The sequence below is a fragment of the Paenibacillus herberti genome (genome assembly GCF_002233675.1).
GTDB lineage: Bacteria > Bacillota > Bacilli > Paenibacillales > Paenibacillaceae > Paenibacillus_O > Paenibacillus_O herberti.
Window position 1 is genome coordinate 1,814,237 of sequence record NZ_NMUQ01000001.1, and the last position, 20,909, is coordinate 1,835,145.

The window sequence follows — 20,909 nt, forward strand, 5'->3', positions numbered from 1 at the left end:
TCGATGAACGACATGTGGAGTATGTCCAGTTCAACGACAGTTTTGGCGGCGAGGATAGCCCACGGGAAAAGAGAAGAAATTTCTTCCTCAGAACTGCTAGTTTTTATATTGCAGGGGTGCGCGCCTAGGTGCTATAATCATCCCTGTGCCAAACGGAAGCCATTATCGTACGAATTTTCGTTGGAACTGGCGTTACATAAGTGTTTTAAGAGTTTGGTTGAGTTTTTAACGTCGGGGTATGGCGCAGCCTGGTAGCGCGCACCCTTGGGGTGGGTGAGGTCGCAGGTTCAAATCCTGTTACTCCGACCATAGATAACATACCAGGGCTACAGCAGTTTCTAAGTTTTAAAAGTTGTAGTCTACATAAACCAGATTTCAACCCAAATGGACCATTTCTCAGATGTACTAAATTACATTTGAAGGGGTGGTCTTTTTGTTGCTGAAATTTGCCGGTAGAAGTCCTCCGTTAAAACAAAAAACGCCCGAATGTAAACATTCGGACGCGCGCCAGCTGGGCTGGACTAGTTGGATACAAGGTCCTTGAGGGACTTGCCTGGTTTGAAAGCAGGCGTTTTGCTGGCAGGAATATCGATCTCCACACCAGTTTGGGGATTGCGGCCTTTACGAGCTTGGCGCTCGCGTACTTCGAAGTTGCCAAAGCCTACGAGTTGTACCTTATCGCCCGATTGAAGAGCGTCGGAGATGGCTTCGAACACGGCGTCTACCGCCTTCGTTGCATCCTTCTTGGACAGCTCAGTCACTTCAGTTACTTTGTTAATCAGATCGGTCTTGTTCAATGAACTCACCTCCTGTAATTTCTCACCTTATCACATGGTTTAACCGTTTCCTGCAAAAATATACCTGTTCAGGCGGAACAAACTTATACTAATACAGTAGCACCCGGAATACAAGACTATTTTTAGCGGCTTACAGAGGCAATTCGCATGCCCCAAGCGCGTCCTATAGCCCCTTTTTCAGGCCTTTCTGCGATTGAGATGGATGAACGTAATAGCCAGTGCCAGCACTAGTACTCCACCCTTGATGAAGTCATTGGAATAGTAGGGAACATTCATCATGGTGAGGCCGTTCAGCAGCACGCCGATCAGCACCGCCCCGAAAAAGGTACCTACGATGTTCGGACGTCCAGCGCCGAGCACGGAGTAACCGACAAACACAGCGGCGACCGCCTCCATCAGGATCGGCGCACCAGCTCCGGACTGACCGCTGCCAGTACGGGCTGCGAACAGTAGGCCGCCCACGGCGGCGAATAAGCCCGACAGCACATAAGCGGCGGTACGGATTCGCTTAACCCTTACGCCGGATAGGCGAGCAGCCTCTTCATTGCCTCCGGTCATCTCCATCTGACGGCCGGTTCGGGTATATTTGAAAAAGATAAATACGAGAATGAACGCCAGCACCATCATCACGACGGGCACAGGCATACCTAGCAACTCGCCTTGACCAAGCCAGAGGAACGCCGGAGAGATCGAGCCTGGAGCGGAAGAACCGTCCGGCATCACCATATTGCTGTAGACCGAATTGCCTTTTGTGAAAATTTGCTGTAAGCCGGAGACGACGTACATCATCGCGAGTGTCGCCAGCAGGTCCGGGATGCGTACACGGACGATCAACAGTGAATTGATCAGACCAACTGCCGCCCCGACGAGCAGCGAACCGATGATGACAACGGCAAGCGGCATCTCGTACCATACCATCAGTGCGGTGGAGAAGGCGATGACCATCGACACCGTAGAGCCCACGGACAGATCGAAACCGTCAACCGACAACGAGAAGGTCACCCCAATGGCGACGAAGGCTGTGATCGAGATCGATCTTAAAATGGAAGCCAAGTTGTCATAGGTGAAAAAATGCTCGTCCCAAAACGAGAAGAAAATAATGACTAACCCAATGACGAGCAGCGAGCCGTATTTAAAAATAAATTCAGTTAACCTGGAATTCATGCGACTCCTCCCCTTCCTCCGCTGGCATGGATCAGCAGTTCCTCCTGCGAGACTTCGCCTCGCTGGAATTCGCGCACAATAGCTCCATCGTACATAACCAGAATCCGGTCGGCAATGCCGATCGCCTCCTGGAATTCGCAGGTCAAGTAAAGCACCGCTTTGCCCTGCTGCGCCAGCGATCCTATTACTCGAAAAATATCGCTTTTCGCGCCAATATCAACACCTTTGGTCGGCTCGTCAAATAGATAGACGGATGCATCTGTCGGCACCCACTTGCCAATGCTGACTTTCTGCTGGTTGCCGCCGCTTAACGTCGAAACCATTTGTCCTAGACCGGATGTTTTGATGCCAAGGCGCTCGATAATCCCGGTGGCGCTGGATTCCTCGCGCTTCCTCGATAGCAGTCCGCCACGCGTCAGCTTGCGCAGCGTTGGCAAAGTGAGGTTCCTCAGCACATTGTCGCTGGCGATAATGCCCTGACGGCGGCGCTCCTCCGGTACGAGCACGATCCCGCCGCGGACTGCATCTGCGGGCTGGCTCGCCTTGATGCGGCGTCCTGCTACCGACACGCTGCCGTCCGTTACAGCATCCGCGCCAAAAATGGCTCGCGACAGCTCAGTCTTGCCGGCTCCAACGAGCCCGACAACAGCAGTAATCTCGCCTTTACGAACCTGCAGATCAACTCCGTTGACCCTGCTGCCGCTGCGCAGCCCTTTTACATCGAGAAGAACGTCGCTGATCTCCGCTTCAAGCTTCGGGTACTCATCCTCGAAGCGCCGGCCAAGCATCGCCAAAGCTACGTCATCCGCATCTGTCTCCTCGACAGACTTGGTCCAAATGCGGCTTCCATCTCTCATCACCGTCACCTGGCTGCATAACCGGAACACCTCGGGAAGCCGATGTGTAATGAACACAACGCCGATCCCATCCTGCCGCAGCCCCTCCATTACACGGAAGAGCCGCTCCGTTTCCTCGAGGCTGAGCGGAGCCGTCGGCTCGTCAAGTACAACGAAGCGAGCTTGCTCCGTGAGCAGACGCGCAATAAGGACGAGTTGCTTCTCTGCCAGCGTCAGATCGCCAGCAGGCTTGTGAAGCGGAATATCCGCTCCCAGCCTCTTCAGCGTCTCTGCCGCTTCCCGGTGCAACTGCTTCCAATCCACCCAGATGCTGCCACCAGCTGCAGAATGGCGATCCAGCATGATGTTCTCCGCCACACTCAGACGGGGCACAAGCGCTGTATCGACCTCCTGATAGACGCAGTGGATGCCGAGAGCCTTAGCTTCTTTGGGACTGCCGATACGGACCCTCTGCTCGTCTAGCTCGATTATGCCTTCATCCGCGGAGTAGGCGCCGGACAAAATCTTAATAAGCGTACTTTTGCCGGCGCCATTCGCTCCAAGCAAAGCGTGGATCTCTCCGCCCCTCAGCTCAAGATCCACTCCAAGCAGCGCCGGCACGCCGGAAAATGACTTCCGAACGCCAGCCAGCTTCAAGCGAGCAAGCTGCTGCTCCATCCTTTTCCCTCCCATTGTCAAGCAAGCGGAGGTGGCCAACGGCCACCTCCGCTTGCTTGTTGATTATTGACTACTTGTCGGTCCGGCCCATCCAGTCGGCGATGCCTTGCTCGCTTTTGCCCCAACCCTCGACGTATTGGCCAAGCTCCGTTGTATTGATTTGTTTATCCTTCGGCAACGCCTCGCGTTTCACGAGTACCGCATCCAGCACGACCTTAGCTTCCGTCTCGTCGCCATGCAGCTTCTGGTACAAGTAACGCGCCTGAACGCGTCCGATATCTTTCGGGTCTACCGCAATAGAAGCGACCCATGGGGAATTCTCTTTTTGGATCATTTGCAAATCCTCGTCACTCATATCGATGCCATATACTTTAATCTCAGTACGCCCAGCTTGCTCGATCGCACGAGTCGCGCCCTTGGCAAATTCATCCCATGAAGCCCAAACGGCTGAAATATCACCTTTATTCGGATATTGCTTGAGAATCGCTTCCATCTGGTTCTGAGTATCCAGAGCAGGCTTCTCAGCCGTGCCGAAGTGAGCGATCTCCTTAATATCAGGGTTGGCGTCCATGAACGCCTTGTACGAAATTTGACGGCGCTCCATCGGAGCGAAGCCGGCCACCCACACTTTGACGATATTGCCTTTGCCGCCGATATCAGCTTTCATTTGCTCCAGCAGCGTTTTGGACATGGCCTCATCACTTTGCTGCAGCACCGTTACACCAGGAACTTGGAGGTTAGCATCAAAAGCAACTACCGGAATTCCTTTCTCGACAGCCTTCTTCACGCCTGCCTCAAGCGCCTCTGCCGTACCGTGGTCGGTCAGAATGCCGTCGAAGCCGCCGTTGACCGCAGCATCCAGCTTGGAGGCCATATCCGCGAGATTGTTACCCGCAGCCTGCACCTGAAGCGTACCGCCGAGACTTTCAACCTGCTCCTTAACGCCTGCCACATACTGAGCTGAGAAGGCTCCTTCGTTGAACTGCATAATGAGTGCGATTTTTTTGCCTTTCAGATTATCATTGCCCTCGCCGAGCGTAGCCAGAATCGCATTGGACTTAACAGCTCCGCCATCATTATTAGCCGGTTCGGCTCCTCCACCATTGTTGCTGCAAGCCGCAGTTACAAACAATGCTGCCGCTGCAAGCGTCATCAAAGACTTTTTGCCCCACTTCATCTCTAATCTACTCCTTCTGGACCCTTCCCTTATTAAGGGGGTGGACATATAATTAAGTCTATCATAACAGCTTTCCCAATCTAGTCAATCGGATTAGTGCGAATTAATGTCGAATATGCTCGAAAAGTATATTTATGTATAAGTATAGAGCTTGTCCTGTGTTATGAAAAGCTTTTTTCATTTTAGCCTTTTCACGGGCATTAACTTGGAATGAATCAAGGATAGGGTGTGAATATGCGCTCAGATCCCCATTCTTGTTAGGCAAAGCTTCCAAATCACTCAAAAATAAAACAGCAAAAAGCCGGCTGCCCAGGGCATCCAGCTTTTTGCTGTTATTTGTATATTTATTCATTTTAGAGAATGATAGCAATCAACCCGCCTGAGCCTTCGTTAATAATTCGGCCAAGCGTTTCCTGCAGTTTGTAGCGGGCATTGTCCGGCATCATAGCGATCTTGCCTTGAATGCCCTCCCGCACGATGGAATGCAGCGAGCGACCGAACATGTCTGAATCCCAAACCTTGATCGGATCGTTCTCGAAGTCCTGCATTAAGTAGCGCACAAGCTCCTCGCTCTGTTTCTCGGTGCCGATGATCGGCGCAAACTCGGACTCCACATCTACCCGAATCATATGGATGGATGGCGCCGTCGCCTTCAGCCGCACTCCGAAGCGCGAGCCTTGACGGATGAGCTCCGGCTCATCAAGCTGCATTTCGGCCAGTGTTGGAGCCGCGATGCCGTACCCCGTCGTTTTGACCATCTCGAGTGCATCGGCGAACCGATCATATTCCCGCTTCGCATGCGTGAAGTCCTGCATCAGCTGGAGCAGATGATCTTTTCCACGAATCTCGACCCCGACAACCTCCATCAGAATCTGGTCGTACAGCTCATCCGGGGCGTACAGGTCGATTTCAGCTACGCCTTGCCCCATGTTCATATCACTCAAGCCGGCACGGGATATAAAATCGTATTCCATGAACTGAGCGACTACGCGGTCCACGTCGCGCAGCCTCCGAATGTCTTGGACGGTATCGCGTACCGAATTCTCATAGTTGCTGCGGAGCCAATGATTCTCGTTCAGCACCATGACCCAGCTTGGCAGGTTAACGTTCACCTCATGAACCGGGAACTCGTACAGCACTTCGCGCAGGACGGAGATGACCTCCTCCTCGCCCATGCTGGCGGCGCTGAGCGCCATGACCGGAATATCATACTTCGCCTGGAGCTCTCCGCGCAGCTGCTGCGCTTCTTCGCTCTTAGGACGGGTCGAGTTGATGATCAGCACGAAGGGCTTTCCGACCTCTTTCAGCTCAGCGATGACACGTGCTTCCGATTCGACGTACGAACTGCGAGGAATCTCGGCAATCGTTCCGTCCGTCGTGACCACGACGCCCAGGGTAGAATGCTCCTGGATAACCTTGCGCGTACCAATCTCGGCTGCTTCCTGGAACGGGATCGGCTCCTCGAACCAAGGGGTCGTAATCATGCGTGGCCCATTCTCGTCCTCATAACCCTTCGCACCATCCACGGCGTATCCAACACAATCTACGAGTCGTACGTTAACTTCCAGCCCCTCCGCCACATGAATGCGTACGGCTTGGTTTGGAACAAACTTCGGCTCTGTCGTCATGATGGTTTTGCCAGATGCGCTTTGGGGAAGCTCATCCACGGCACGAATCCGATCCGACTCACTGGTAATGTTAGGAAGTACGATCGTCTCCATGAACCTCTTAATGAAGGTCGATTTTCCTGTCCGGACCGCGCCGACGACGCCGAGGTAGATGTCTCCGCCGGTCCGTTCCGCGATGTCCTTAAAAATATCCACTTTTTCCACTTTCAGATCCCCTCCCAATCGATTATCCGGTTCGTCGCCTTCCACCGGTCAAGAGGGTAGGCAAGCGACGCAACTCGTACATGCTGTGGACTAGTAATAGCATATTGTCCATCCTTCCGGATTATGACGGTTGCGCCTGATAATCTTGCATCCCGGTCCGGACCAACCAGCCCTTTCAAGAATGATTGATATGCCTGGGATCAATAGAAAAGAACCTTTGCCAACGACGCGAGAGGCGTTAAGTTGGACAAAGGTTCAAGATTGTACTACTTCTTTTTGAGCTGCGGGACAGGTTCCTTCCCGATTAACTCGTATACAGGAGATTTAACCGGCACAAAGTCGGTTTGCTCGGCCAGCAGACGGCGCAGATCTTCGCCTTCCTTAATACGTTCCATGCCGTACTTTTGGACGGCTTGCATCAGATCGATGCCATAATCGGCATAAACACGACCGTTCTCGTCCAGCATTAGCGTCAGGGCTCCCCCAGAATAAACGCTGCGAAGCTCTGGCTCTTTGATGCCGAGTTTCTCGTAATCCAGGCGGTAGAAGCCGGGGAAGGTTTGCTCGCCGGATGGAATCGCATTGTTCTTTCTTTTATAACGATCACTTTCAGCTTGAATGTCATTGACCGCCTGGAAAATCGTTAACGGCATCAGCTTAACGCTGGGATCGATCTCTTCATTTTGGATAACAAAATAATAGTTGCCGCCTTTTTCAAAGGTAGCTGCTGGAAGCTCAGATATATAATTGCCTTGCTGCAGCTTGCTGAAGTCAACGATGAACTTCTCGTACTTCGGCGTTTCCTCCGAAGCGGTTTTCATCGGTAGCAGACCAGTGTCCTTCTGGTACAGGTCAACAACCGTCTGTACTCCTGCTACCGCGTCCCTTGCTGGCAGTTGATTCTGGCCCAGCTGTTGTTTGGGATAAAGGCATCCTGACAGCGTCAGAGACAGTACAACTAGTGACGCCGCAGCCATAATACGTCTCAGCGCATTGCCGCGATGCCGGCCGGAAGCCAGGCTTCCGCTTTTGACGATCCCACTCATCATCTTTCCCCTCCTGGAGCATCATTGCGAAAAGAGCGAAGCCAGCTGTCGTCATCCTCTTCGGCTTGCCGCTCCAGCTGCCTCCGTACCGCGGCCTTAAGCGGGTCCTCCGGCATAATGACATGGCAATCACCGAGGACGCGACATTGGCAGCCAAGCCGTTGGCCGCTGCTGCTACCGAGCTTGTGACGCTCTTGTTCCGTCGGTGCGGACAAGCCCTTTTCTCCAAAATCCGGATGCACGTTCAGCTTACACATCAGACAGGCCGCCTTGCCTCCGCAGCGAACCGTGAGCGGCACACCGGCCTGATGGGCGGCGATGAGCAATGTCGTGCCTCGTCTAACCTTGACCTTCCGCCCCTCCGGCCAAAACGTGACTTCAATCAAGGTACAACTCTCCTTTTAGCGTTAGCTAGAAATAGGGCTTGTGCTGAACTTCCACAGTTGCGTCGTTCGAGCGCACTACAGCCTGGCAGGAGAGCCGGTAGCCCTCATCCAGCTCTTCCGGCTCAAGTCGATCCCATTCCCCATCCGTAACCGGTTCCAGTTGGTCCATGCCCTGCACAATCAGGCAGCGACAACGAGCACAAGTGCCACGTTGGCAGGAGGAACCCCATTCCGCTTTGGCACTCAAGGCCAGCTCAAGCAACGTCTTGCCCTGCACTGCCTGCGTCTCTGTGCTTCTGGTACGGCCTTGCAAAATAATCATTGATATGTACCTCCGCGACTAAACAATGATAGAGAAAACACCAAGTATGAACCCTGTCACGAGCAAGCCGAAGGCCAGCAGCGACAGCACTCCCCGGATGAACCCTTTAGTTTTGGCACGGGCAAAAGTAATCAGAAGAGCGGAAATGACCATCATCCCGATACCGATCAACGAGATCCACATGACTGTCATCGAATCCATTGTCTGTCACTCCTATCTGCGCTTCCGCAGGCGCCGGAACGCCGACAAACAAGCCACAATAGAGCTTGTCCAGGCATCTTCCGCAAAAAAAGGGCCGGCCCGCCAAAACAGCAGTAAGTCGGCCCCATTCTTCCTAACGGATGTCCTTATTTTTTGATCATCACTTTCATCAACGATTCGAGGCTGCCCATGTTCATGCCGCTGCTTTTGACCGCCGAAACAATGTCATTCATTGTTTTTTCGGTTAACGGCACTTTAGCCATGAGTGCAACCTGTTTAACCAGCCTGCGGAGCTCATCCTCGTTTTTAATCGTGTTCGGAGTTACGGCGCTGGCGAGTTTCTTCACCTGGTTTTCCGTAATGTTTTTGCCGGTCTTTTTGTTGACCGCTCCTAAAATGTCCTTCGGTGTGCTCATATCTTCGACCTCCCATAAATGATGGGGATATAAACGCCGGTAAAACCGACGCTATACCCGCTCTACCATCATTTTATGAAGAGGAGAAACGGTTGGTGTCGGACAAACGCCACATTGGACATGCGCCTGCTACAGCTCGTTAGTACGGTCGCGCATCATGAGGCTCTCCACTGCTTCACGAGGAGTTTTGCCTTGGAACAGCACCTCATAGAGCTGATCGGTAATCGGCATCTCGACGCCATAACGAGCCGCGAGTGCTTTGGCCGATCGGGTCGTGCGCACGCCTTCTACGACCATACCCATCCGATGGAGCACCTCGTCCAGAGAAAGTCCGCTCGCCAGCATGGAGCCAGCACGCCAGTTACGGCTATGCGGACTTGTGCAAGTGACGACCAGATCGCCCACACCAGCGAGCCCTGCAAACGTCATCATGTTAGCGCCCATTGCCGCGCCTAAGCGGCCAATCTCAGCCAGCCCTCGCGTAATTAGCGCCGCTTTGGCGTTGTCACCAAAGCCGAGGCCATCCGACAGGCCGGTACCAAGCGCGATGATGTTCTTGATCGCGCCAGCTACCTCCACGCCTGTTACATCACGATTGGTATAAACGCGGAAGTCTGAGTTGATCAATGCATCCTGAGCTTTTTCTGCAAAGCCTTCCGCCTCGGAAGCGACAACAACCGTTGTTGGCAGCTTTTTGACAACTTCCTCGGCATGGCTTGGACCAGACAGCACAACAATCTCCTGCTGCGGCCGGCCCAGCTCCTCCGCCAGAACATGTGACATCCGCTCCAGCGTATCGATCTCGAAGCCCTTGGTTGCGTGGATGACAACAGCATCCCTTGCAACCATAGGCGCTGCTGCGGCCGCTACCTGGCGCATAGCGGAGCTAGGTGCAGCGAACAGAACGAGCTGTGCATCACGCAAAGCTTCATCCATGTTCGTCGTTGCCGTAAGTCCAGAGGGCAACTGCGCTCCCGGCAAATACTTGCCGTTTGTATGCTGCTCGCGAATCTCATCGGCTTGAGCCTGCCCGCGAGTCCACATCACAACTTCATGGCCATTGCTCGCAAGCACGGACGCGAGCGCCGTTCCCCAACTACCTGCTACCAGAACGGCGGCCTTCAGCCGCTTATGCGGCGAGCTTTCCGGTATCGTCATACATGCTCACCTCATTCCTTTTTAGAACCGAGCTTGTTCTCGGTGCCTTTGAACAGCTTAACTAGATTCGTACGGTGCCGGATAAAAGCAAACACACACAGCACGAATGAAATCCAGAAAATAGGCCCGAGTCCTATCAGTAATAGAATGGATAATGGCGTTAAGAGGGCAAATACAAGCGAACCCAAGGAAACATACCGGGTAATGACGATAACCAGGATGGCTATGAGGCCGGCATATAGGGCTGGCAGAAACGCAAGCGATACCATGACGCCGATAGCCGTAGCAATTCCCTTGCCGCCTTTGAAGCGGAAGTAAATCGGCCAATTATGCCCGGCAATAACGGCTAAGCCGCATACGGCAGGCAGCCAGTCCACATCCGGAGCGGCGAACCTGCCGATCCAGACTGCGGCTATGCCTTTCAGAATATCAAGCGCGAACACGAGTATGCCCGGCCCCTTGCCGAGCACTCTCAGTGTATTCGTAGCGCCTGCATTACCGCTGCCATGCTGCCTTATGTCGATGCCCTTGATGTAACGTGCAATAAGGATGCTGAATGATACGGAGCCCAGCAAATAACTGGCCGCAATCGCAAGGATGGAAGTCAGCAAGGCGTCTCTCTCCTAATCTTCATCCGACTTCCGGCGGGTAAACAGTCGTACCGGAGTGCCCTCGAAATTGAATGCCGCACGGATCTTGTTCTCCAAATAGCGCTCATAGGAGAAGTGCATGATCTCAGGAGCATTGACAAAGATGACAATGGTCGGCGGTCGTACCGCGACCTGTGTCACATAGTTGATGCGCAGTCTGCGGCCTTTGTCAGTCGGAGGAGGATTGATTGCAACTGCATCCGAGATCACATCATTGAGCAGATGAGTCTGAATGCGAAGTGCATGCTGCTCCGAAACATGGTTGATGACCGGCAGCAGCTTATGCAGCCGCGACTTCGTCAGCGCCGAAAGGAATACAATCGGAGCATAGCTCATGAACAAGAAATGGTCGCGGACGTTTTGCGTGAAATTCTGCATCGTCTTGTCGTCTTTATCGACTACATCCCATTTGTTAATGACAAACACGGAAGCTCGGCCCGCCTCATGCGCGTAACCAGCGATATGTTTGTCCTGCTCGATGATGCCTTCTTCGGCATTGATCAGGATGAGCACAACATCGGCACGTTCAATCGCCTTGAGCGAGCGCATAACGCTGTACTTCTCGGTCGACTCATACACCTTGCCACGTTTACGCATACCTGCCGTATCGATAAGCACATAGCGCTGCCCGTCCTTCTCGAACGGAGTATCGATGGCATCCCTTGTCGTACCGGCAACTTCGCTTACAATAACGCGCTCCTCGCCAAGCAAAGCATTCACCAGGGAGGACTTGCCAACGTTCGGACGACCGATCAGTGCAACGCGGATTACATCCTCGTCATATCCGTCATCCTCAAGCTCAGGCAGCTTGGCTACCGCTTCATCCAGCAGGTCTCCAATACCGGTTCCATGCGAGCCGGAAATGCCGATCGGGCTGCCGAAGCCGAGTCCGAAGAACTCATAGATATCTTCCATACGGCCTTGGTTATCCACCTTGTTGACAGCGACCACAACCGGCTTACGGGAGCGGAACAACATTTGGGCAACTTCCTCATCCGCCAGCGTTAAGCCGGTTTTAGCGTCCACCATGAAAATAATGACGTCCGCTTCTTCCACAGCAAGCTCAGCCTGCATACGGACGGATTTCATGATTTCATCTTCACCATCAATTTCAATTCCTCCGGTATCCACGATACTGAAGGACTTTCCATTCCATTCACCGGTTCCATAGATCCGGTCACGCGTGACGCCAGGCTTATCTTCCACGATCGCCAGGCGGTCGCCTATGACCCTGTTGAAGATCGTGGATTTTCCCACATTCGGCCTGCCCACGATTGCTATAACGGGTCTTGCCATAATATACACCCCTCAAAAATTCTCACGCCTTTCATCATAGCAAAAAACAACGGAGTTGGCTAACTTTTCAGGTTGCCAAAACTCCTGCTTCTCCCACTCAGCGGCTGTGATCAACTAGAATGAATGTTCCATTTTTAAGATCATGTGCATTGGCATTCAATATTTTCTCCAGTAAAAAGGCTGTTTGTGCCGCCTTCTCCGGCCCATTCTCAACAAAAACAGGTGCTCCTCCACCAATTGCAGAGGATGGTGACTGGCAGACGACCGCGACAATTTTACCCATTATCTTTTGCCTCCTGATTGACACCAGCTTTGGAAGGCATCCTTACAGCCGATTCCAGCAGAGGAACCCGGCTGGCGATTTCCAGCGCTTTGGACATATCCTTGTCATGCGGCAAAATGAACACGCCCAGCCTGCCGGAATCGAGATGGAGCTTGGCCATCGGCAGCAGCGCCGGCTCGCCGGTATCTCGAAGCACCCCGAGAATCGTGGACAGATCATACAATATCGCTTGCCTCTGGCCAAGATTAGACAGCGTAACGCGACCATTTGCATTTTTCGGCTCCAGTACCAAACCAAGACCTCTCTCGCGAATATACTGCTGATCGCTTTCCAAACCAACGTTCATGATGTAGATGTCATCTACGTACAGATCAGGACCATCCACTCTAACGTTGGCGGCATGTATATTGGCGATGTGGTTGAGGGATTTGCCGGATCGCAGCTTCCACACCGCAACTAAGGAGAGCAGCCCCCCTACCAGCCCTATCCACACATTGAACGCTACTGTAAAGAGGCTCGCCGCCAACGCAGCCATTATGACCAAGTAGTTGCGGCCTTCGAACACCATTGCTATTCCTTCAATATAGGATGTTCCGCGGCTAACCAGCTCCATGGAATCCATTTTTGTGAGCGACTCACGCTCCATATTCCTCACATCTCGGAACTGCTGCGCCGCTACAGTTAAGAAGGTAAGAGCCGTGAGGTTTTTCTGATAAAGCGCTGGTACAGCGACCGCACCAAGCGCAGATGCAATCACGCCGAGTGAAATATGGATGATCTGTCCGTGCGGATAGGCTGGATATTGGCGATAGTCCGAGCGAAGCAGCATGAATCTTGCCGTAACGCCAAAGAAAATGCCGAAGAGGACCGAAGCTACCATCTTATGTTGCTCAAAGTATTCGTTCACTTGTTGAAGCATTGGCTTAAGCCTCTCCCTCTGGATGGTTCCCTTGATGAGACATCACTCGTCCGAGCGAGGCCGCCAATGCTTGAACGGCTAGTGAAGCGAGGCGGCACGAAAAGGCCGCGAGTGCCAGCTTATCCCACCATGCAGCCCCGCCAATCACAGTCGATGTCAACGCAGGTGCTGCCCACACTGGATACAGGGAAACTAGCGCAGCAGATCCCGCCAGGACGACAACCTGCGAGGTAACGCGCAGCGTAAGCAGTGAAGCAAGTGCACCGCTAATAATCGCTGCATCCCAGCCCTCGCGAATAATCACTAATTGAGGCGATCCCCCATAAAGCGTGCCCAGCCATATTTGTAGAAAACCGAGTAAAAAGGCGCATCCGAGCGTGTACACGCGATCAGAGGGCGGAACTAGCTTTCGCCAAATCCATGCTGCCAGCAATAAAAGTCCAATCGCCGATCCATTCCACTTCAACAGTTGTCCATGCGTTTGAAACTGGCCTAAAAAAGCGAAGAGAATAAAAGCAGCTGCCGCAGGCATAACCTTCAAACCGCCTGCTGCCTCATGGTTCCATCCGCTCCATAACATGATGACCAGGATAATCGCTGCTTCGGCTGCCAGAAACCCATCTTCAATGGTAGTCATTGGCTGCACCTCCCCCGCGTATTATGCGCTTGGACAGAATAGATTATCAGCACTTAAGGTAAAAAACGGAATTAAAAACAAAAAAAGCCCTACTCCGTCTAAAAAGACGAAGTAGAGCTCCAGTGTTTAGATCACTTGAATTTGTTCAGCTTGTCGCCGAAGCGCTCGCCAAGGTTGAAGCTCATGCTTTGGTTGCTCAGGGAGACGTTCGGGTTATCGATTTTCTCCTTGAAGCCGCCGCGATCCGAACGCTCGCGTTGTGGACGCTCAGAGCGTGGAGCAGAAGTTTGCTCAGGAGCTTCTTCCGTGTCTTTGATGCTCAGGCTGACACGTTTTTCGGACGGGTTGAAGTCAAGAATTTTAGCTTTAACTTCTTGGCCTTCTGTAAGCGCCTCTTGTGGAGTCGCTACATGGCGGTGTGCGATTTGGGATACATGCACAAGACCTTCAACGCCAGGAGCGATTTCAACGAACGCGCCGAAGTTCACCAGACGGCGAACTGTACCCGTTACGATGTCGCCAGTGTTGAATTGGCCGCTTACGGATTCCCAAGGACCTGGCTGAGCAGCCTTGATGCTGAGGCTGATTTTGCCAACAGAAGGATCCAGCTTAAGCACTTTTACGCGCACGGATTGGCCTTCGGAAACTACATCCTTCGGATGAGCCACATGTTGCCAAGACATTTCGGATACGTGTACGAGACCGTCCACGCCGCCGATGTCTACGAATGCGCCGAATGGCGTCAGACGTTGAACTGTACCATCCAGCTCTTGACCAACTTGCAGGTTTTCCATGATGGATTGTTTGTTTTGCTCAAACTCTTGCTCCAGAACGTCTTTAGCAGAGAGGATGATTTTATTGTTTTCGCGATCGATTTCTTTGATCTTGACTTTCAGGGTACGACCTTTGTAGTCCTTGAAGTCTTCTACGAAATGACGCTCAACCATGGAAGCCGGGATGAAACCGCGTACGCCAACGTCCGCGACCAAACCGCCCTTCACTACGTCTGCAACCGTAATTTCGAGAACCTCGCCTGCTTCAAATTTAGCTTGCAGGGAATCCCAGGACTGCTCAGCATCAACGGCTTTTTTGGAAAGCAGCAGTTTTTCCTTCTCGTCATCGATAGTGATGACTTTGAGCGTCAGCTCGTCACCGAGCTTGACAGCATCATTTGCATTAGTCAGCTGAACAGAGCTCAGCTCACGCAGAGGAATAGTGCCGTCATATTTATAACCGAGGCTAACCGTTGCCTGGTTGTCTTCAACTTTCACGATGGTGCCGGTTACGATGTCGCCCTTTTTCAGGGAGACGATGTTTTCCAGCTCATCCTGGCTGAGACCTTGCTGAGATTCTTGGACAGAGTCCTGGATTTTTGTTTCTTCTGACATCGAAATTACCTCCTCAGTTCATACCCCAACTTTATTTAAACCCAAATTTCACTGTTGAATCAGGAATAAGGGATTAAAACAAATTCAAAATGCTATGATTGGCGAAGCTCAGCGATACTTCTCATAATCTTGTTCGTGACTTGCTCCAAAGTGTCGCCGGAAGAAGAATTAATGAATTCAGTCAAGTCCACAGGCGGGCCATAGATGACGCGAGTCTTGCGAAAAAGCTTATAAGAGCCGTCGATCGACACCGGAATGATCATAGCGCCGCTGCGAAGAGCAATAAGAGCCGCGCCCTTCTTGGCGGCATCCGCGCCGCTATTGCGCGTTCCCTCCGGGAAGATACCCATTACGCCACCCTCCTTGAGCAGGGTGATGGCATTACGAATCGATTCCTTGCTGACACCGCCGCGCTTGACCGGGAAAGCTCCCAGTTCTTCGATCAGCTTGCCCAGCACAGGCACTGCAAAAAGCTCAGCTTTCGCCATGTAATGAACCTTGCGGTTCAGCTTGATGCCGATCGTCGGCGGATCGAAGTTGCTGATATGATTGGCGCATAGGATGACCGGTCCCTCGGCCGGGACATTATCTAGTCCCCGCACCTCTAAACGGAACAGCACCGCGTAAGCGCCGCGGAGAACGCCTCTACAAAATTCATATAACATCTTGTTTAGCCTCCGCGAGTTTCTTGCTGCCAAGCGTCACGATCTGCGAGACAACTTCTCCGGCGGGAATGCCGGTGCTGTCCAGAAGAATCGCTCCCTCTGCTCGGATCAACGGCGAGATAGCCCGTTCCATATCCTTGCGGTCGCGTTCTTCAATCTCCCGCTCCATCTGCTCCAGCGTAATGCCCGAGGCATCGCCAGATTCGCGGAAGCGGCGCAGCGCACGCTCCTGCACGCTTGCTGTCAAATAAATCTTAAGCTCTGCATTCGGAAGTACATGGGAGCCGATATCCCGTCCGTCCATAACGACGCCTTTGTCGGCTGCTAGCTTGCGCTGCATCTCTACGAGAAGCAGACGGACCGCGTCATTGGCCGCTACACGGGACACATGCAGATTGACATCTCGGGAGCGGATTTTGTCGGTTATGTCTTGTCCGTTCAGCAGCACAACCTGTCCATCAGGTCCTGGCGCAAGAGTAATCTCAAGCTCTCGTGCAAGATCGGTGACCGCTTGATCGTCCTCAACATTCAAGCCAGCTTCTCTCGCACTCCAGGTAACTGCACGGTACATGGCGCCAGTGTCGATATAGATATAGCCTAATGCTTCGGCAACGCTCCGTGCTACGGTGCTTTTGCCGGCACCGGCGGGTCCGTCGATCGCAATATTGATGCGTTCGTCCATCCCGTCGTGATGGATACTCAAGGGCTGTTCCTCCAAGCGGCATCTAGCAGAGTTGTTCATCCAAAATCAGTAAAAAAGCAGGCTTTGCCTGCCCAATAATTATATCACAGTCAACTGATGGATGCAAAAGAGTTAACTTTCTATCGCATATTAATTAGCGAAGCGGTTGCCCTTCTCCCGCTCGTTCGGAACGAAAGCTCGGTCTTGAGCTAGCCGCATACAGCCCGGCTTGGGATAACAAGGCCGCGAGCAGCAGTACCGCCGCCACCGCGGCCAGCATGGCCGAAAATCGATCCTCCGGTTTCATGAATCCCACACCCCCATGCTCATGCTGTAATTCATGCATGGGTATTTTTCTCATGAATCGTGAAGATATGTATGCGTCGAGGACTCTAAGCAAATAAACCTTATTTGCGGTACTCCAGCTGCTTCTCGAAGCAGCAGCGGATTATTTTCTGGCGGTCCGCTTCGGAAATGGTCGTAAATTTGATCATCGCCTGCTTGCGGCCACTCTCCAGAACCTTGACGCGAATGACCTCGCCCTTGAAGAAGGCATGCTCAACGACCCCGTTCTTGAACGGCACGAGCAGCCAGCAGTCTAGCTCCTTGCCAGCTTCCACGGGTCGGCTTCCCTCGCAAAGAAACGAGATTCCGCCTCCTCCCACATCATCGGTCATACCGATGAAGCGCTGCTGTCCCCTGAGCGAGATGGCTAATTCTAACTCGGCCGGCACACGCAGGAAGCTGCGACGCTGAATTCTCGTCATGCTTCCGGGATCCACCTTGCGGATTCGGACAAGCCTCACAATATCATCGCGGTGACCGATAACATGCGAGTTGAAATAATGCTTGACCCCTTCTTTGCTAATCAGATGTATGGATAGCTCGTCGCCCAAATACAGCTTCTTGAGCTTGCCGCTCGGCTCATGAATCGGAATCTCTAAAAATAATGAATTCTCGTCTTCATCCGCTACCCTGGACTTATAGACGACTTGGGCTTCCTCATCATCGGAAGACGCGACCTGAATGTATAAAGTGTCATTGATTCTAGGCAGCAAAAAAAGGCCCCCTCCCGTAATGCCATGATTATAGCATGTCGGATTAAGGGGAGCCATAACGAATGCTGGCGTTTTTTTCCTTCGGGAAGCCCTTACGCCCCCGGCAGTTCCTCTACCGCTTCCTCTAAGCCGGTATTTGCGTTCATGTAGATCTTGAAATTAGCTCCGTTGCTTTTTCCTTTGAACTCATAACAGAGAACTTCTTGATTATCTTCATTCTTAATGAGCGCAAGGCGCGCGGGAGACTCCCTCATAGCCGGGTTAAGCCCTTTGCTTACCTGCTCCGCTGTCATCGTCGGCTTAGCCAGCTTACGATCGCGATGAGCGTATACGTATTCTTTCGCCTGCAAACCTACAACCTCGCCGTTGTCGAGAGCTACCTTGACCGTTACGTTTTCAGGATAAACGAGCACATTATCCTGCTTGTGGACAAACGTCAGATAACCTTCATTGCCGTACTGATCATACGTGACCGGTTCCATGCCATCATACCCATGCTTGCCCAAAAATTTCGCTGCATGGGAGCGAGCCTGCGCCATATCCACCTTTTTATTGGCAATATCACGCGAATTCATGTACCAGATCAGCTCTCCTCCCCGATACGTATAGTCCATCGTGAGGTTTTTTCCTTCACCTTTGTTGACAAAGGCGGAGAAGGTCGCATAATCGGTGCCTTTGCCATTCTCGGTTACTTCGATACCTTTTGAAGAGCTGTCACCAAGGAAAGCAGCGGCTTTTTTCTTGATTTCCTCCGTAGTAGCCGGCTTGCCGGAAAGCATCTTGACCGTGCGCTTCTCATAGAGGCTCATTACCGTTGGGCCCCAATCAATCGCTTCATACTTTCCAACCTTGCCGTCAACTCCGCTGAAGCCATCAACAATGGCATTACCAGATGCCTGTTTACTCGCAGCCAGTGCAGTCTCGACATCCATCCAGCGCAGTTTGTCCTGAAGAACATTATCCTGAACCTTTGCCAAATCCCGATTGATTTCCGACGATTTATCGAATAGCGTTTGCATCGTCTTCATCTCACCATCCGTGAGGGGCTGCTTAGTTAAATCCCTCATGGAGGCTTTATAGGCAAAATTCGAAATATGCGACAGGAAGTCGCCGGTTTTCTTGAACGGCATCATCGTCAGCGGCAGCTGGTTAATTTCGCTTTGTGCCTGACTTGTCAGCCTCCAGACGTTGACCAAGCTTTTGCGCTGAAAGCCTTGCGAAGCCGCGTTGACCGCGAGCGTGCTTCCAAGCTGGTGATTGAGCTTGTTCATATCATCGCTCAATTCATGAAAAGCTTTTTGATATTGAGTCTCTGCCTTGATGAGAATCGAGTTTTTTTCCTGATTTTCTTGATAACCCCAATAGACAGCGCCAATAAGCAAAAGGGTCACGATGGGGAAGAGCACGCTGCTCAGTCGTCGGTACATAATGCACAAGCTCCTTTCTTCTGCCAAACCTGGTGTTAGTTTGGTTAGAGGAAAGGAGCTTTATGCACCGGTCAGACCGGCATTTCTTCAATTTCGAAATCGTCGGTGTTATTACAGAGGCATTGCTTGAAGCCCGTATCTATCCGCACCCCGTCACGCCTGCCTCTGAGGACAAACTTTTCTCCGCATATTCTGCAGCGGATGCTGATCTTTACTCTCATTTCTTCCATGCCGGTCCTCCTCTTGTATCCAACCTAAAAAGTCGATACGTCAAGTATGGACCGTTATTCTACAGCTTAACCTCTTCTTCCCTGCCAACGATGCGGAAAGGAGATCTTGCATTGGCTCTTCCGATTTTGCCAAGACCCCAAATCCAAAACACCGCCATGAATGGCACGATAACCCAGGCTAGCTGTTTAACGTCCGAGGTGAGAATCCAGTTGTAGATTCCATGCCACAACGCTGGGAGCACTAGCGAATATGCGAGCAGTCGGCGGGAATCGCGAGCAGGAGCGAACTTGGCCTTGCCCATGTAATAACCCATCATGATGCCGAACAGCGCATGGCCCGACACGGGCAATAGAGCGCGCAACATCAGCGTCGTAAATGTAGAAGGAAGGTACACGGCATACATAATGTTCTCAAGCGTCGCGAAACCAAGCGAAATGCTTGCAGCATAAACGATGCCATCATAAGGCTCGTCAAATTCGGTGTGGTTGAAAATAATATGGTAAAGCACGAACCATTTGGCCATCTCCTCGATTCCGCCGGATAACCCGAAGGACAATAAAAAAGGATTGCTTCCTAGCCAGAGCTCGATGCCGCGCTGAATAACCATTACAGGCACGACGATCAACATTCCAGTCAGGAACAGCTTCATGACGAGATGAATGGGTTCGCTATCGTAACGGTCCTTGAGGTATAGATAAGTGAGTAGCGCGATACCTGGTGCTACGGCAGCGGTTAAGATTGAAAACAGCAGCAAGCGTCGTCACGCCTCCTTTATCATTATTTGACCTCATGGTCATCATAAGTTCTCTATCGCTCGAAGGAAACGTCTCCGAGGCACAAAAAAGGAGCACTCGCGCCGTAAGCGACGTTCGCGAATGCTCGTTGCATCTTAATGTTAAGATGAGAAATGATTGCATAGCTCCCGAACCGCATCGGACGGCATGATTGCCTTGCCATATTCTTCAAGCACTGCGGAGGTAACAGAAGTTGCCTCTCCATACTCGGCAAGAACTGCAATAAGAGCATTTTGCAGGGGTGCTTCGGAAGAAGTGGCGTCGAAGGCCAAAATCCATCGTCCATGATAGGAGTATAACTTGCCTTCCTCAGTCAATCGGGAAGCTTTGAGTTGCTTAGCAGCAGATATGACATCCTCGAAATCGCGGAACGAGTACATGATGGTATCGCTGGATTCCAGCGTAACCTCCATCTCGTACATGTCCTCGTCGGCATCTTCCTCGTCCATCTGGCTGCCATCGGAGCTGATGTTTATTTTGCCGCGGGTAACGATAACGACCATGCCTTGCGCAGGCATCGCGATCACCTCGACCGCAAGCGGTCCATTTGCATCAAAGCCGAGTTCCGAATAGGCCTGGTCCATCATCTCGCTGAACAACTCGTGCACTTTCGGTATCTCGCGCCACATGTCGTCCTTCTGGATCCCGCGCTCCAGCAGGTCGTCGAACGTCAGAAATATGCGAATTTTGTCTTGCCCCAGCCGTTCGATCTTCATGACAGGATCCTCCTCTGCAGCATCGGATATAACAGCGTATGATGCGCAAGCCATAAGGTGCGGCATACGTGCCATATGACTATATTACCATCTCTAGAGAAGGATTGCACGAGCACAGCAAAAAAACAGCCGCCCATTCCGGGAGGGAAT

At 52.2% G+C, this 20,909-nt stretch carries 25 protein-coding genes and 1 tRNA gene; 1 reads left to right on the forward strand and 25 read right to left on the reverse strand.

Features of this window, described 5'->3' with window-relative positions; translation table 11 throughout:
* Nucleotides 1-232 precede the first annotated feature (232 nt).
* Nucleotides 233-309, forward strand: a tRNA-Pro gene (locus CGZ75_RS08330).
* Nucleotides 310-521: 212 nt separating this feature from the next.
* Here CGZ75_RS08330 and CGZ75_RS08335 read toward each other — a convergent pair.
* From CGZ75_RS08335 to CGZ75_RS08455, 25 genes are all read right to left on the reverse strand, one after another.
* Complete coding sequence (locus CGZ75_RS08335; RefSeq protein ID WP_089523738.1) at nucleotides 522-797, reverse strand: HU family DNA-binding protein; 276 nt, start codon at nucleotides 795-797, stop codon at nucleotides 522-524.
* 177 nt (nucleotides 798-974) lie between these two features.
* On the reverse strand, nucleotides 975-1,961 hold the full coding sequence (locus CGZ75_RS08340) for an ABC transporter permease (RefSeq protein WP_089523739.1): 987 nt from the start codon (nucleotides 1,959-1,961) through the stop codon (nucleotides 975-977).
* The gene (locus CGZ75_RS08345; protein WP_089523740.1) at nucleotides 1,958-3,475 is read right to left on the reverse strand and encodes a sugar ABC transporter ATP-binding protein; all 1,518 of its coding nucleotides are present in this window, start codon (nucleotides 3,473-3,475) and stop codon (nucleotides 1,958-1,960) included. Before CGZ75_RS08345 ends, CGZ75_RS08340 begins: the two co-directional genes overlap by 4 nt.
* Nucleotides 3,476-3,545: 70 nt before the next feature.
* On the reverse strand, nucleotides 3,546-4,652 hold the full coding sequence (locus CGZ75_RS08350) for a sugar ABC transporter substrate-binding protein (RefSeq protein WP_089523741.1): 1,107 nt from the start codon (nucleotides 4,650-4,652) through the stop codon (nucleotides 3,546-3,548).
* 353 nt (nucleotides 4,653-5,005) lie between these two features.
* The gene (gene spoIVA, locus CGZ75_RS08360) at nucleotides 5,006-6,484 is read right to left on the reverse strand and encodes a stage IV sporulation protein A (RefSeq protein WP_089523743.1); all 1,479 of its coding nucleotides are present in this window, start codon (nucleotides 6,482-6,484) and stop codon (nucleotides 5,006-5,008) included.
* Between the two features lie 266 nt (nucleotides 6,485-6,750).
* Nucleotides 6,751-7,533, reverse strand: coding sequence for a hypothetical protein (locus CGZ75_RS08365; RefSeq protein ID WP_141136700.1), 783 nt, complete (start codon nucleotides 7,531-7,533; stop codon nucleotides 6,751-6,753).
* Entirely contained in the window at nucleotides 7,530-7,916 is a 387-nt protein-coding gene (locus CGZ75_RS08370; protein ID WP_089523745.1) for a 2Fe-2S iron-sulfur cluster-binding protein, read from the reverse strand. The genes CGZ75_RS08365 and CGZ75_RS08370 overlap by 4 nt, the downstream gene beginning before the upstream one ends.
* 25 nt (nucleotides 7,917-7,941) lie before the next feature.
* Nucleotides 7,942-8,238 (reverse strand): 2Fe-2S iron-sulfur cluster-binding protein, encoded by a 297-nt coding sequence (locus tag CGZ75_RS08375; protein WP_089523746.1) that lies wholly within the window; start codon nucleotides 8,236-8,238, stop codon nucleotides 7,942-7,944.
* Nucleotides 8,239-8,256: 18 nt separating this feature from the next.
* A complete protein-coding gene (locus CGZ75_RS08380; protein ID WP_089523747.1) occupies nucleotides 8,257-8,439 on the reverse strand; it encodes a DUF2768 family protein in 183 nt (60 codons plus the stop codon).
* A gap of 146 nt (nucleotides 8,440-8,585) precedes the next feature.
* On the reverse strand, nucleotides 8,586-8,855 hold the full coding sequence (locus tag CGZ75_RS08385) for a stage VI sporulation protein F (RefSeq protein ID WP_089523748.1): 270 nt from the start codon (nucleotides 8,853-8,855) through the stop codon (nucleotides 8,586-8,588).
* A 129-nt stretch (nucleotides 8,856-8,984) separates the two neighbouring features.
* Complete coding sequence (locus CGZ75_RS08390; RefSeq protein WP_089523749.1) at nucleotides 8,985-10,013, reverse strand: NAD(P)H-dependent glycerol-3-phosphate dehydrogenase; 1,029 nt, start codon at nucleotides 10,011-10,013, stop codon at nucleotides 8,985-8,987.
* 11 nt (nucleotides 10,014-10,024) lie between these two features.
* Entirely contained in the window at nucleotides 10,025-10,624 is a 600-nt protein-coding gene (gene plsY / locus CGZ75_RS08395; protein ID WP_089523750.1) for a glycerol-3-phosphate 1-O-acyltransferase PlsY, read from the reverse strand.
* A gap of 12 nt (nucleotides 10,625-10,636) precedes the next feature.
* Nucleotides 10,637-11,959: a ribosome biogenesis GTPase Der gene (der, locus tag CGZ75_RS08400; protein ID WP_089523751.1), complete on the reverse strand. Its 1,323-nt coding sequence runs from the start codon at nucleotides 11,957-11,959 to the stop codon at nucleotides 10,637-10,639.
* Between the two features lie 97 nt (nucleotides 11,960-12,056).
* The gene (locus tag CGZ75_RS08405; RefSeq protein ID WP_089523752.1) at nucleotides 12,057-12,242 is read right to left on the reverse strand and encodes a capping complex subunit for YIEGIA; all 186 of its coding nucleotides are present in this window, start codon (nucleotides 12,240-12,242) and stop codon (nucleotides 12,057-12,059) included.
* On the reverse strand, nucleotides 12,235-13,161 hold the full coding sequence (locus tag CGZ75_RS08410; RefSeq protein WP_089523753.1) for a YIEGIA family protein: 927 nt from the start codon (nucleotides 13,159-13,161) through the stop codon (nucleotides 12,235-12,237). The genes CGZ75_RS08405 and CGZ75_RS08410 overlap by 8 nt, the downstream gene beginning before the upstream one ends.
* A gap of 4 nt (nucleotides 13,162-13,165) precedes the next feature.
* The gene (locus CGZ75_RS08415; protein ID WP_089523754.1) at nucleotides 13,166-13,798 is read right to left on the reverse strand and encodes a hypothetical protein; all 633 of its coding nucleotides are present in this window, start codon (nucleotides 13,796-13,798) and stop codon (nucleotides 13,166-13,168) included.
* Between the two features lie 131 nt (nucleotides 13,799-13,929).
* Nucleotides 13,930-15,186: a 30S ribosomal protein S1 gene (rpsA, locus tag CGZ75_RS08420; RefSeq protein ID WP_089523755.1), complete on the reverse strand. Its 1,257-nt coding sequence runs from the start codon at nucleotides 15,184-15,186 to the stop codon at nucleotides 13,930-13,932.
* 92 nt (nucleotides 15,187-15,278) lie between these two features.
* A complete protein-coding gene (locus CGZ75_RS08425; protein WP_089523756.1) occupies nucleotides 15,279-15,851 on the reverse strand; it encodes a lysophospholipid acyltransferase family protein in 573 nt (190 codons plus the stop codon).
* A complete protein-coding gene (cmk, locus tag CGZ75_RS08430; RefSeq protein ID WP_425436455.1) occupies nucleotides 15,841-16,554 on the reverse strand; it encodes a (d)CMP kinase in 714 nt (237 codons plus the stop codon). The genes CGZ75_RS08425 and cmk overlap by 11 nt, the downstream gene beginning before the upstream one ends.
* Nucleotides 16,555-16,687: 133 nt before the next feature.
* On the reverse strand, nucleotides 16,688-16,840 hold the full coding sequence (locus CGZ75_RS25135; protein WP_217900050.1) for a hypothetical protein: 153 nt from the start codon (nucleotides 16,838-16,840) through the stop codon (nucleotides 16,688-16,690).
* A 100-nt stretch (nucleotides 16,841-16,940) separates the two neighbouring features.
* The gene (locus CGZ75_RS08440; RefSeq protein ID WP_176444731.1) at nucleotides 16,941-17,591 is read right to left on the reverse strand and encodes a flagellar brake protein; all 651 of its coding nucleotides are present in this window, start codon (nucleotides 17,589-17,591) and stop codon (nucleotides 16,941-16,943) included.
* A 92-nt stretch (nucleotides 17,592-17,683) separates the two neighbouring features.
* Nucleotides 17,684-19,018, reverse strand: coding sequence for a germination protein YpeB (gene ypeB, locus CGZ75_RS08445; RefSeq protein ID WP_089523760.1), 1,335 nt, complete (start codon nucleotides 19,016-19,018; stop codon nucleotides 17,684-17,686).
* A 71-nt stretch (nucleotides 19,019-19,089) separates the two neighbouring features.
* Entirely contained in the window at nucleotides 19,090-19,248 is a 159-nt protein-coding gene (locus tag CGZ75_RS25140; RefSeq protein ID WP_176444732.1) for a hypothetical protein, read from the reverse strand.
* A 59-nt stretch (nucleotides 19,249-19,307) separates the two neighbouring features.
* On the reverse strand, nucleotides 19,308-20,003 hold the full coding sequence (gene prsW / locus CGZ75_RS08450) for a glutamic-type intramembrane protease PrsW (protein ID WP_089523761.1): 696 nt from the start codon (nucleotides 20,001-20,003) through the stop codon (nucleotides 19,308-19,310).
* A gap of 141 nt (nucleotides 20,004-20,144) precedes the next feature.
* Nucleotides 20,145-20,759 (reverse strand): genetic competence negative regulator, encoded by a 615-nt coding sequence (locus CGZ75_RS08455; protein WP_089523762.1) that lies wholly within the window; start codon nucleotides 20,757-20,759, stop codon nucleotides 20,145-20,147.
* Nucleotides 20,760-20,909: the final 150 nt, after the last annotated feature.